Origin of the sequence: Sphingopyxis sp. EG6 (assembly GCF_003609815.1) — a bacterium.
GTDB lineage: Bacteria > Pseudomonadota > Alphaproteobacteria > Sphingomonadales > Sphingomonadaceae > Sphingopyxis.
Map to the genome: position 1 here is coordinate 394,683 of NZ_AP017603.1, position 12,254 is coordinate 406,936.

Genomic DNA, 12,254 nt, shown 5'->3' on the forward strand with positions numbered 1-12,254 from the left:
CAGGCGATGGTGGAGGGGCCGCTACGGTAGTGCCAGAGCCCCTCCGTCAGCGCTACGCGCTGCCACCTCCCCATCGCTGCGCGACAGGGAGGATTCTCGATCAGGCGGCCTGCTTCAGTTCTTCGATGGCGGCGGTCGCGCGGTTCACGGCTTCGCTGTCCATCATCTGCTGGCCCGCTTCGATGATGGTGACGTCGGTGATGCCCACAAAGCCGAGGACGTGGCGCAGATAGCCGGTGGCGAAATCATAATCGCTGCCGACCGGCACGCCGCCCGATGCGACGACCAGATAGGCCTTCTTGCCCTTCAACAGCCCTTCGGGGCCGGTTTCGGTGTAGCGGAAGGTGCGGCGGGCGCGCGCGATCTGGTCGATCCACGCCTTCAGTGCGGCGGGGATGGCGAAGTTATAGACCGGCACGCCGATGACGATTGTGTCAGCGGCTTCGAGTTCGGCGATCAGCTCGTCCGAGCTGGCGAGCACCGCACGCTGATCGTCGCTGCGATCGGCATCGTCGGTGAAATTGGCGCCGACCCAGGCTTCGTTGAGCAGCGCGGGCGGATTGATCGCCAGGTCGCGGCGGGTGACGGCGCTGCCATAACCCTGTTCGACCAGACGGGCGACGAGCTGGTCGGCGAGCTGGCGGGTGGTCGATCCGCTGTGGCGGGCCGAGGCGTCGATGCGAAGAATATGCGACATATGATGACTCCTTTGATGGACGTTGAACTTGGAGGGGAGGGGGTGCCGCGAGCAGCCCCTATTCTTGGGGAAAGCTCGCGGCACGGGGTGGGCCGCCGTCGGGGAGGGACATCGGCGGCCCGGGGGGGCTTTAGAGGCTGTCGACGAGCACCAGCTCGGCGTCGTCGAGCGCCTCGACCGTGATCGTCCCGACATCGCGGAGCGCAATGCCGTCGCGGGGATCGGCGTCGGTGCCGTTGACACGGATGCGGCCCTTGGCAGCCACCAGATAGGCGTGGCGACCGGCGTCGAGATCGTAGGATACGCTCTCACCCGCGTTTACCGTCGCCGCCGCCACCCGGGCATTGGCGCGGATCGGCAGCGCTTCATCGCCTTCGATACCGCTCGCCAGCGTCACGAACTGGCCCGAGCGATCATTCTTGGGAAACTGGCGCGCGCCCCAGCCGGGGTTTCCGCCCGCCCGATCGGGCATGATCCAGATCTGGAACAGCGTCGTTTCCTCATCTTCGAGGTTGAACTCGCTGTGGGTCACGCCCGTGCCGGCGCTCATTACCTGCACGTCACCCGCCGCGGTGCGGCCCTGATTGCCCATCGAGTCGCGATGCGTAATCGCGCCGGTGCGGACATAGGTGATGATTTCCATGTCGCGGTGCGGATGCGGGGGGAAACCCGACTGCGCCGCAATGGCGTCGTCGTTCCACACACGCAGCGCGCCCCAGCCCATCCGGCCTTCGTCATAATAGTTGGCGAAGGAAAAGTGATGGCGGGCGTCGAGCCAGCCGTGGTCGGCGTGGCCCAGCGTGTCGAATTTGCGAATGTCGATCATGGCCTTGTCCTTTCTGTCGCGCCGCGCCTTGGCGGGATGCCCGGCGGCGCTGCAGTGTTAAGGACAAGATAGTCGTTGGGATTGTTTCTGAAATAGCGTAGATGGAAATCTATCGTTTCCAGAATCGAGATAATTGTTGCAACAAGCACCGTAGCCCCGAGCTTGTCGAAGGGCGCTTATCCGAGAAGCGCCCTTCGACAAGCTCAGGGCTACGGTCAAGTTCGAGGAGCCATCCGTGTCCTTACCCGATTACGAAGGCTGGGCCTGTTTCGCCGCGGTCGCCGACAGTGGCAGCTTTACGGCCGCGGCCGCATCGCTGGGCATGTCGAAGGCGAGCGTGTCAAAGGCGGTGACGCGCCTCGAAACATCGCTCGGCATCGCGCTGCTCCATCGCAGTTCGCGCACTGTCACCGTCTCGACCGCCGGCGCAGGGTTGCTCGGCGAAGCGAATGCCATGGTCGCGGCGGCGACCGCGGCGACCGAGGCGGCGCGCGGCGACCGCGTCGACCTGGCAGGCCCGATCCGCCTCGCCGCGCCGATGAGTTTCGGGATCAAGGTGCTCGGCGGGCCGATTGCCGCCTTTCTGGCGATGCACCCGGCGGTCGAGATCGACGTCATGCTGAGCGACGCGCGCCACGATCTCGTCGCCGAGGGCATCGACCTGGGGCTGCGCATCGCGACGATGGAGGACAGCAGCCTGCTCGCGCGCACCATTTCGCCGGTCGCGGCGTCCCTGATTGCCAGTCCCGCTTATCTGGCGCAGCACAGCACCCCGCGTCATCCGCTCGACCTCGCCGGTCATCGGCTGATCGGCTATGGCCACCGTGAGCGCACGTCGCCGCTGCGTTTCCATCGCGGCGGGGAGGATGCGACGGTGATCCCAACCGGGCCGCTGTTTACCAACAATGGCGACATCATGATCCCGCTGCTTATCGCGGACGGCGGTATCGCGGCGCTGCCCGACTTCATTGCGGAGGAAGCGCTGGCGTCGGGCGCGCTTGTCCGCATCTTGACTGACTGGTCATTGCCGCAGGCGTATCTGCACCTGCTGTCGCCGCCGTCACGGCTGCGTCCGGCGCGAGTGCGGGCGCTCGCCGACCATCTTGTCGATACGTTGAAGCGGTCGTGCACCGGCGCGCATACCGATCATCTCGCGCTCGGGACGTCGTAGAACGACCCAAATCGGGCGGTACGGATTCGCCGCGACTCGCGGAGTTCTGCGGGTTAAATCAAAATTAACCTTTTCCCTTCATTAGTTTCGTGGTTAATGTTCCGGCAGTCCGCAGATGGGGTCGGTCGGTGGCATCGCATGATGGCCAGGCGATCGGAAAAGCAGGGCTGTCGTGGGAAACAATCAAGGGGTGCCCAATGCGTGTATTGCTGATCGAGGACGAGCCGACGACCGCCAAGGCGATCGACACGATGCTCACGACCGAAGGCTTCAACGTCTACACCACCGATCTGGGTGAAGAAGGCTTGGACCTGGGTAAGCTCTATGATTATGACATCATCCTGCTCGACCTGAACCTGCCCGACATGCACGGCTATGACGTGCTGAAAAAGCTGCGCACCGCCAAGGTGCAGACGCCGGTGCTGATCCTGTCGGGCATTTCCGAAATGGATTCGAAGGTGCGCTCGTTCGGCTTTGGCGCCGACGATTACGTCACCAAGCCCTTCCACCGCGACGAGCTGGTCGCCCGCATCCATGCGGTCGTCCGCCGCTCGAAGGGCCACAGCCAGAGCGTGATCAAGACAGGCAAGCTGGCGGTCAACCTGGACACCAAGACGGTCGAGGTTGACACGACCCGCGTGCATCTGACCGGCAAGGAATATCAGATGCTCGAGCTGCTTTCGCTGCGCAAGGGTACGACGCTGACCAAGGAAATGTTCCTGAACCACCTTTATGGCGGCATGGACGAACCCGAACTCAAAATCATCGACGTCTTCATCTGCAAGCTGCGCAAGAAACTGGCGCTGGCGTGCGAAGGCGAAAATTATATCGAGACGGTCTGGGGCCGCGGTTATGTCCTGCGCGACATCGACGATGAGGGCAATGAGGTGCGCCGCGTCGCCTGACGCACTACACCTCGCCAAGAGTTAACCGAGGGAACCCGGCGCGGAGCAATCCGCGCCGGTTTTCTTTTGGGGGTTGGCAGTCACTTCTTCTCCCCTCCCTAAGTGGGAGGGGGAATCCTACGACCGCTTGTCTTGCCAAACGCTGCGCCCGAAATGCGCCGGCTGGGCACTCCCCAGCACCAGCCCCGGACGCCGCACTGGGGCCATCGGGGGCGGGATGATTTCGAACCCCGCGATATTTTCGGCAGGTGCCGCGCCGCTGCCGTGCGCGGCACGCAGGCGCGCGGCCTCGACCGGGTGATCGGTCTGGATCCCGAAACGTGTACCCGCGACCCAGCGCACCGTGCCCAGCATCGGTTCGTGACCGGGCAGGAATACCGTGATTCGTTCACCGATATGCAGCGCACCCGGCGCCTGCCCGCCAATGCCCGTTTCGGATACGTTGCGGATGGTGACGTCGAATTTTCCCAAGCGCGCGCAGGCAAGCGCCGCCTTGACAAGGCGCGACTGCCGCGGCTGGCGCTTTTCGTCTGGAGGCGGTGAGGCTGGGAGAGCCTCGGGAATTGACATGGCGCGACCCAATGCTGTCGCCCGACCCCCACGTCGACCGATGATGATGGTCCCGTTCTCGCGTTAACAGCAGAAGGTAAATATTCGTATAGCGTGTTCGGTAATTATTGCGCGGGCGGCAAGCCGCCAAAGGTGACGATGCTTTCGCTGCCGTCGGCCGAAAGTGCTGAAACACCAAAGAAATGATCGTCGATGATGACGCCGGGCAACGTCCGTCCGGCGGTGGCGGAATCCGCCGGGACGAGCTGGCTGTCGGTCCAGTCGTTGCGGTCGGCGCGGCGCCAGTACACTCGATAGGCGACCGCATCCTTGACCGGGGTCCACGACACTTTGGTATCCGAACTCACCGCGCCGTCGATGCTGACGCTGGCGGGTGCGGGCGGCGCGGCAGCAAGCTCGCTGGCCAGCACGACGTTCAGCGCGGTGACGCGCGCCAGATAGGCAAAGTCCATCTCGTCGACGGTGTCGCCATATTTGCGGCCGTTTTCGGTGCGCAAATCCTGATGCTGATGGTCGTAATCCTCGATCCCGACGCTGAACCGGATCGCCGGATAACCAAGCTCGAGCGACGGCAGATGGTCGCCGCCGCGGCGGAAACGGTCGGGACGCCGCACCGCGAGCACGTCGAGCCCGATCGTGGGACTTTGTTTTCCCGCTCGAATCGCCGCCTTCGCCAGCGCGCGCGACGGGCCGTCATCCTCGCCGCCGATGCCGCGCCGCGCCAGCTGTGCCGCCAGATCTTCCGACGCGCGGATGCCCTCGCTGAACACGCGCACGCGGTTATCGACGATCGTGCCGTCGGTCCCTTTGATGCCGCCGACGATGTCGTTGTTCAGCATCGCGGCGACCAGCCAATTCTTTTCCTTCGCATGGCGCGCGATCAGGCGCCCGCCCCACAATCCCTGTTCCTCGCCCGACAGCAAGGCATAGACGATCGTCGCGCGATGCTTTTGCTTCGATAACAGCCGCGCCGCCTCGATCACCAGCGCGGTGCCCGATGCATCGTCGTTGGCTCCGGGGGCGTCGGCGGTGAAGTTCATCGGGTCGCTGACCCGGCTGTCGATATGCCCCGCGATGATGATGACATGCGCGGGATCGCCGCTGCCCTTCTGGATCGCCAACACATTTTCGACGATGACGCCGTCCGGCGCGCGCGGCCCGTCAAAGCGATCGGCGATGCGTTCGATGGTCAGGCAGCCGCCGCAAGCCTTGGAAATGCGCCCAAACTCGGCGGCGCCCCAGTTGCGCGCCGCGCCGATGCCGCGTTTCGGATCGGTGGCCGATGACAGCGTATGGCGCGTCCCGAACGACACCAGCTTTTCGACATCGGCCTTCAGGCGCGCGGGATCGGCGGCGGGGGTCAGGTCCTGTCCATGCGCAGCGGTCGGCGCAATGAGCAGGAGGGCGGCGAGCAGGCTCTTTTTGATCATGCCGCATCATGCGGTGGGTATGGGGGCGAAGCAAGCGCCATCGCCGCCACCATACCGTCGCCCCCGCTAAGGCGGGGCCGCTATCGCTTTACTCAGCCTGGCTGAGCAAGCAGGCTAGCGGCCCCCGCCTTCGCGGGGGCGACGGCAAAAAGCCCCTCCCGGTGAGGGGAGGGGCTTTCCGGCTCTTAACGCAGGCCCGAGAAACGGATGTCCTGCACGCGGCCATAACGAATGTCGCAGGTGAATTTGCCCTGGTCGTAATAGCCGCCGCGGCCCCAGCGGCCGCCGTAACCGTCACGGACGACGACGCGGCCCTTCACCTTATAGCCATCGCGCTTGCGATCGATGCTCGTCACCTGGGTGACGTCGGTGTTGCCATAGCGGCGGCTGCCGCGCTCGACCGCGCCGACGCACTGGTTCACCGCGCTGCGGCTGTTCCCGTAGCGGTTATAGTCATAGCCATAACCATAGCGCGCGTCGTCATAGCGGCCGCGATAGCGGTTATCGTAACGATCATAACGGTCGTTGTTGCCGCTCGACAGGATCGCGGCAAGCCCGCCGAGGACGACGGCACCGGCGATCACTTCGCCCGCGCTGATGCCGTCGCGGTCGTAGCGATCGCGGGCGGCGGCGGGGGCGGCGCTCATCAACATCGCGCCAGCGGTGGCCGCACCAATTGCGGCCTTGGTCAGGTTGGTCTTGATAGCCATGGTTCGGTCTCCTTCAGGCGCAGGCGGCAGCGTTGCAGCCTGTTGAGGATGTTCTACCGAGTCGGGGGTGACACGACGCTGAACCCGTCGCTTATCTGGCGTTCAGCCTTGGTTTCGCTGGGGTTCAGCTTCAAAGCGAAGGGCCGCGCCACCCAAAGGTGACGCGGCCCTGCCTAAGTTGTTGATCGAGTTGTTCGTTCAACCAAAACTGACGTCGACGACGCGGCCGTTGCGGTAACTGCATCCGAAACTGCGGACCTCGCCGCCCAGCCGCGACGCGGTGCCGGTGACGTACCAGCCGCCGTTGTTCGCCTCGGTGCCGTCGATGCGGTCGATGCGGGCGTCGTCGCCCATTTCGGCCTCGACCGCCCAGCTGCAGGCGTCGGCGGCGCGGCGCTGGACGTCGCCATTGTCATAGGCGGCCGCGCCATCGTCGCCGCGGCGGTCGTCGACCGGCGGCACATAATCGCTGTCGCGCTGCTCGTAACGCTGATCGTCGCGATACGGCGGATCGTAACGATAGTCGGGTGCGCGTTCGCGCTTGTCCTTGCTCGCGGCGCTGGCGATCGCGGCGATGGTGCCGATGATCAGCAGGCCGCCGAGCACGTCTCCCGCGCTGACGCGGTCGTGATGGCGATGGCCCCAGCCGCCATGGCGCGACCGCGCTTCGACGGGGACGGCGCTGAACCCGACCGAGGTGATGACGACGGCGGCCGCAGCGGCAAGGCTGGTGAATTTACGCATCGCGGGAACCTCCCCAAGGGCGGGCAAAGGATGGTCCAGCCCGCAATGCCGCCTTGCTAAGCTCTTGATGCTTTCGCGCCGCTGAACCGTGGTGCTAGTACGACAGCCCGAGCGCCGGAATGGAAGAGGCCCGCCATCGCTTGGATGGCGGGCCTTCTGACCCCAGGTGACCAGACCTGTCGGGCAATCAGCAGACGCAGCGCGGCTTGGGCCGCGGCTTCCACTTTTTCTTGGCCACATAGCGTTTCCGCACGGGCGCCTTTTCATAATAGGTCTTGGTGGTCGTCTCGACCGTTTCGGTCACCACCGGCGCGCCGCCGGTGATGATCGTGGTGACCACCACACCGGGGGTGTAATAGCCGTAACCATAGCCATAGCCGCCATGATGATAGGTCGTGCTGCTGTGATGCGATCCGCGGCTCGACCACCAGGCTTCGCATTTCTTCTTGTCCGCGGCATCGCCGATCGCGCCGCCCGCGACCGCGCCCAGCGCGCCGCCGATGATCGTGCCTTCGGTGCGGTTGCCTCTGCCGGCGATGCGGTTGCCGACGACGCCCCCCACGACTCCGCCGACAACCGCGCCGCCCACCGTGCCCCCCCGGCCACAGCGGCGTTCCATTTCTGCGTCGTGGCGCGGATCGTACGCGCCGCCATAATAGTGATGCGGCGGGGGCGGGTAACCCGCGCCATGCCCCTCGACCGTGCCTTCATAGCTGCCGTCGTAACGGCGTCCGTCGGGCGCCTCATAGGTGCCGTTCCACGTCCCGGTCCAGCGCCCCTCGGCATCGTAACCCGACACGCGGCGATATTCTACTTCGCTGGGGATCCGGTCGGCGTGGCCGGTGTAAACGCGCACGTCGGCATCGGCGGGGGCGCCATAATCGAGCGCCGGGCGCGGATCATGATTATAGGACACGCCGCTCACCAGGTCGGTCGCAGCGGTCGTATCGATCGCCGGGGCTTCGGCATGGGCCCGGCCCGCCAGCAACAACGACCCTGCGGCCACCCCCAACAAGACGAACGTACGCATGACTAACTCCCTGTTCCCTCGGCCCGAACCGATTGGTTAACAGCTTGTTAGCAAAATCGGCGGCTTTTCGCGAATCCGTTAACCCTGACGATTGCGTCCCGATTTGGGTCAGCTGAACGCGGTTCGGCTGGACTGATCCTCCCTGTGGCGAAGCCATGGGGAGGGGGACCGTTCGCGAAGCGAATGGTGGAGGGGCGGCGACGGTCGTGCCATGGCCCCTCCGTCAGCGCTCCGCGCTGCCACCTCCCCATCGCTGCGCGACAGGGAGGATCGCACAAGCCTGCTCTCACCAAAAACTGTATCGCTGACCTCTGCCTGCGCGGGGGCGACGTTGTTACGCCAGCGCCCCGGCAATCCGCGCCACCAGCGCTTCGGCCCCGGCCTGATCCGCCGCCGCGAACCGCCCCGGCACCGGGCTGTCGAGGTCGAGCACCCCGACCAGCCGATCATTTGCGATCACCGGGACCACCAGCTCGCTGCGGCTGTCGGCGTCGCACGCGATATGGCCGGGAAAGGCGTGGACGTCGTCGACCCGCTGCGTCGCGCGGAGCAGCGCCGCGGCGCCGCACACGCCCTTGTCGAGCGGGATGCGGATGCACGCCGCCTTGCCCTGAAACGGCCCGAGGACCAGCTCCTCTCCGTCAAAGCGGTAGAAGCCGGCCCAGTTGAGGTCGGGGATCGCCTGCCAGATCAGCGCCGCGACATTCGCCATATTGGCAATGCCATCGGGTTCCCCCGCGACCAGCGCCGCCGCGGCGTCGCCCGCCTCCGCCCAGCGTTCGGCGGGGTCGCTGGCGGTGAAGGCGAGCGCGTAGGACATTATTCGACGGCCAGCCCGGTCCACTTCGCCGCGAACGCATATTTGTCGGCGGCTTCGGCGATGATCTTGTCGGTCGGCTTGCCGCTGCCGTGCCCGGCGCGGGTTTCGACGCGGATCAGATGCGGCTTGTCGCCTGCCTTCGCATGCTGGAGCTGCGCGGTATATTTGAAGCTGTGCCCCGGGACGACGCGGTCGTCGGTGTCGGCCGTGGTCACCAGCACCGCGGGATAGGCGGCGCCCGCCTTGATATTGTGATAGGGCGAATAGCTTAGCAGATTGCGGAAATCGGCTTCTTTCGACGGATAGCCATAGTCATCGACCCAGTAACGCCCGGCGGTAAAGCGGTCGAAGCGCAGCATGTCCATCACCCCGACCGCGGGCAGCGCCGCGGCGAACAGGTCGGGGCGCTGGTTGGTGACCGTGCCGACGAGCAGCCCGCCGTTCGACCCGCCTTCGATCGCGACCTGACCCTTTCCGGCGATCCCCTCGGCGATCAGATATTCGCCCGCCGCAATGAAATCATCGAACACATTCTGCTTGTTGGCGAGCCGACCGGCGTCGTGCCACGCCTTGCCGTATTCGCCGCCGCCGCGCAGGTTGGCGATCGCCAGCACCCCGCCCTTGTCGACCCAGGCGAGGCGGGTCGGCGAAAAGCCGGGGGTCATCGATACGTTGAAGCCGCCATAACCATAAAGCAGGGTCGGCGACCCTTTGCTGCGGTCGAGCCCCTTTTTCATCACGACGAACATCGGGACTTCGGTGCCGTCCTTCGACTTGTAGAAACGCTGTTCGACGGTGAAATCATCCGGTTTGAACGTCAGCTTGGGCTCGGCGAAAATCTCGCTTTTGCCGGTCGCGGTGTCGAGCCGGTAGATGGTTGTCGGGCGTGCATAGCTCGAGAAAGAATAAAAGGTCTCGGGATCGCTCGACTTGCCGCCAAAGCCCGACGCCGATCCGATGTCGGCCAGCTTGATCGCCGCGATCCTTTTGCCGTCGAGTGCGATCATCTCGGCCTGCGATTTCGCATCGCCCAGATAGGACAGGATGATGCGGTCGCCGACGCGCGACGCGCCGACCAGCGTATTCTCGCTTTCGGCGACCAGTTCGGTCAGTTTGCCGGGCCGCCGGATGTCCATCGACACCAACCGCTCGCGCGGCGCGCCCTTGTTGGTGACGAATGTGAACAGCGGCCCTTCGTTGGTCACATATTCCCAGTTGTTCGCGAAATCATCGACCAGCGTAATCGGCTTGCCCGCTCCCTTTGCGCCGACCGGATAAAGCGTCAGCCCCAGCCGTGCGTCGGTCCCTTCGGACCCGAACACCAGCAGATATTTGCCGTCATCGGTGACGATCGCACTGTTGTTGAGCTTGGGCTTGTCCGGGGTCGCGTGGATCAGCACGTCGGCACTTTGCGGCGTACCGAGCTTGTGGAAATAGACAGCGTGGTTCTCGTTGAGCGACTGGAAGGCCTCCCCCGCTTCGGGTTCGGGGAAGCGCGAATAATAGAAACCGCTGCCGTCCTTCGCCCAGTCGAGCGCCGAAAATTTCACCCAGCGCACTTCGTCGGCCAGGTCCTGCCCGGTCGCGACATCCTTGACCCGCACGATCCGCCAGTCGGTGCCGCCGTCCTGCACCGAATAGAGCAGATATTTGCCGTCTTCCGAGGGGCTCCATTCGGCGAGCGCGGTGGCGCCGTCCTTCGCCCACAGATTGGGATCGATCAGCACCCGGCCTTCGCCCTTCAGCCTCTCACGGACATAGAGGACCGACTGCGGCTGAAGCCCGTCGTTGCGCGTGTAGAAATAGCGGCCTCCCGCCTTGGTCGGCAGGCCAAAGCGTTCGTAATTATAGAGCTCAGTCATCCGTTTCTTGAACGCGTCGCGGCCGGGCAACGTCGCGAGATAGGCGTCGGTGACCTTGTTCTGCGCCGCGACCCAGTCGGCGACCTTTGGGTTGACGCGGACATCATCCTCCAGCCAGCGATAGGGGTCGGCGACATCGACCCCGAACTGCGGATCGACGGTGTCGCCGCGGGCTGTGTCGGGATAGGTCAGCGCGGGCACGTTGGCCGATGCCGCGGCAGCTTCGGCCGCGTGAAGTGCTGCGGGGGTCATCGACAGGGCGACCAGCGCCAGCGACGCGAACAGGCTTTTACGGGACATGGCAAGGCGATCCTCATGATCCGGGGGAAATTATCGTGCGCCAATATGTAAGGATGCGAAACCCGGGGGCAAGCGGATTCCGGACCTATTTTAGTCACCAGCCGTTGCCGCGGCGGCTTCAGAATTCGATCAGGATGCGGACCTTGTCGGGGGTGGTGCCGACGACGCGCGCGATATGGGCGCGGCTTTCGGCGAGCATGTCCGGCGAAAATTCGCCGCCGTCGGTGCCCAACAGCTCCGGGGTCGACACATCGAGCAGCGCGCCCAGCGCCTCGATGCGGCCATGCCGCGGCCGGGTGCGGTCCTTTTCCCACGCCGATATGGCGGGAACGCTGACGCCGAGGTGGGCGGCGAGCTGCTGTTGGCTGAGACGGCGGGTGACGCGCAGGCGGCGCAGGCGGGTGCCAAAGCTTTCGCTGCCCGGCCGCCTATCCTGCTGAACGTCGGTTGCCGACCGAGCACCGGGCACCGGACGGACGTCATTTTCCCTGGCCATCTGGCGGACGATACACCAGCGATTAGCCAATGGGCGGCGCTAAAATGTGCGAGTACACCGGCCGCCTTGCCGACGGGAAGGCGCACGGCGCACACAAAAAGGGCGGCAATCCTTTCGGACGCCGCCCTTGATCTTGTGTCGCTCTGATCGAGGCTCAGGCTTCCGCCATATCCTCGTCATACTGATCGACCGGGCCCGAATCCTGGCCCTTGGCATCGACGTCGCGATCGACGAGTTCGATGACGGCCATCGGGGCGGCGTCGCTGGCGCGGATACCGGCCTTGATGATGCGCGCATAGCCGCCGTTGCGGTCCTTGTAACGCTCGGCCAGCACGTCGAACAGCTTGACCAGCTGGGTATCGTCCATCAGGCGGCTCATCGCGAGGCGACGATTGGCCAAACCGCCACGCTTCGCCAGCGTGATCAGCTTTTCGACATAGGGACGCAGTTCTTTCGCCTTGGCGACGGTCGTCGTGATCTGCTCATGCTTGATGAGCGAGGCCGACATGTTGCGGAACATTGCGGTACGATGCGCGCTGGTGCGCTGCAGCTTCCGGCCACCCGATTTATGACGCATAATCCATTCCTTCGTTTGTCAGAGGGGCCGTATAGCGGGTTCCCGTCAAAGTATTACTTTGATGGGTTCTGCTGGTACCCCAAGCCAGGTCGATTGCGGGCCGACCCATTCCCGTT

At 64.8% G+C, this 12,254-nt stretch carries 13 protein-coding genes; 2 read left to right on the forward strand and 11 right to left on the reverse strand.

Annotation, left to right across the window (positions count from 1 at the left end; translation table 11 throughout):
- Nucleotides 1-100 precede the first annotated feature (100 nt).
- Nucleotides 101-697: an FMN-dependent NADH-azoreductase gene (locus SPYCW_RS01915; RefSeq protein ID WP_120215347.1), complete on the reverse strand. Its 597-nt coding sequence runs from the start codon at nt 695-697 to the stop codon at nt 101-103.
- Nucleotides 698-827: 130 nt separating this feature from the next.
- Entirely contained in the window at nt 828-1,523 is a 696-nt protein-coding gene (locus tag SPYCW_RS01920) for a pirin family protein (RefSeq protein ID WP_120215348.1), read from the reverse strand.
- 235 nt (nt 1,524-1,758) lie between these two features.
- Here SPYCW_RS01920 and SPYCW_RS01925 point away from each other — a divergent pair, with 235 nt between their 5' ends.
- On the forward strand, nt 1,759-2,694 hold the full coding sequence (locus tag SPYCW_RS01925) for a LysR family transcriptional regulator (RefSeq protein WP_120215349.1): 936 nt from the start codon (nt 1,759-1,761) through the stop codon (nt 2,692-2,694).
- Between the two features lie 197 nt (nt 2,695-2,891).
- Nucleotides 2,892-3,599 carry a response regulator transcription factor CtrA gene (gene ctrA, locus SPYCW_RS01930; protein ID WP_088443381.1) on the forward strand — a complete coding sequence of 236 codons (708 nt, stop codon included), beginning with the start codon at nt 2,892-2,894 and terminating at the stop codon, nt 3,597-3,599.
- A 117-nt stretch (nt 3,600-3,716) separates the two neighbouring features.
- Here the strand turns inward: ctrA and SPYCW_RS01935 are convergent, their stop codons facing one another.
- From SPYCW_RS01935 to rplQ, 9 genes are all read right to left on the reverse strand, one after another.
- Nucleotides 3,717-4,169, reverse strand: a complete 453-nt coding sequence (locus SPYCW_RS01935; protein ID WP_120215350.1) for a PilZ domain-containing protein — start codon at nt 4,167-4,169, stop codon at nt 3,717-3,719.
- Between the two features lie 104 nt (nt 4,170-4,273).
- Nucleotides 4,274-5,596, reverse strand: a complete 1,323-nt coding sequence (locus tag SPYCW_RS01940) for a M28 family peptidase (protein ID WP_443029463.1) — start codon at nt 5,594-5,596, stop codon at nt 4,274-4,276.
- A 188-nt stretch (nt 5,597-5,784) separates the two neighbouring features.
- On the reverse strand, nt 5,785-6,309 hold the full coding sequence (locus SPYCW_RS01945; RefSeq protein ID WP_120215352.1) for a hypothetical protein: 525 nt from the start codon (nt 6,307-6,309) through the stop codon (nt 5,785-5,787).
- 198 nt (nt 6,310-6,507) lie between these two features.
- Nucleotides 6,508-7,053, reverse strand: a complete 546-nt coding sequence (locus SPYCW_RS01950) for a hypothetical protein (protein ID WP_120215353.1) — start codon at nt 7,051-7,053, stop codon at nt 6,508-6,510.
- A gap of 187 nt (nt 7,054-7,240) precedes the next feature.
- Nucleotides 7,241-8,083, reverse strand: a complete 843-nt coding sequence (locus tag SPYCW_RS01955; protein WP_120215354.1) for a glycine zipper 2TM domain-containing protein — start codon at nt 8,081-8,083, stop codon at nt 7,241-7,243.
- A gap of 334 nt (nt 8,084-8,417) precedes the next feature.
- Entirely contained in the window at nt 8,418-8,903 is a 486-nt protein-coding gene (locus SPYCW_RS01960; RefSeq protein ID WP_120215355.1) for a GAF domain-containing protein, read from the reverse strand.
- Nucleotides 8,903-11,065, reverse strand: a complete 2,163-nt coding sequence (locus SPYCW_RS01965) for a prolyl oligopeptidase family serine peptidase (protein WP_120215356.1) — start codon at nt 11,063-11,065, stop codon at nt 8,903-8,905. The genes SPYCW_RS01960 and SPYCW_RS01965 overlap by 1 nt, the downstream gene beginning before the upstream one ends.
- A gap of 118 nt (nt 11,066-11,183) precedes the next feature.
- Nucleotides 11,184-11,591 carry a helix-turn-helix domain-containing protein gene (locus SPYCW_RS01970; protein WP_145985929.1) on the reverse strand — a complete coding sequence of 136 codons (408 nt, stop codon included), beginning with the start codon at nt 11,589-11,591 and terminating at the stop codon, nt 11,184-11,186.
- 124 nt (nt 11,592-11,715) lie between these two features.
- Nucleotides 11,716-12,138, reverse strand: coding sequence for a 50S ribosomal protein L17 (gene rplQ / locus SPYCW_RS01975; RefSeq protein ID WP_120215358.1), 423 nt, complete (start codon nt 12,136-12,138; stop codon nt 11,716-11,718).
- Nucleotides 12,139-12,254: the final 116 nt, after the last annotated feature.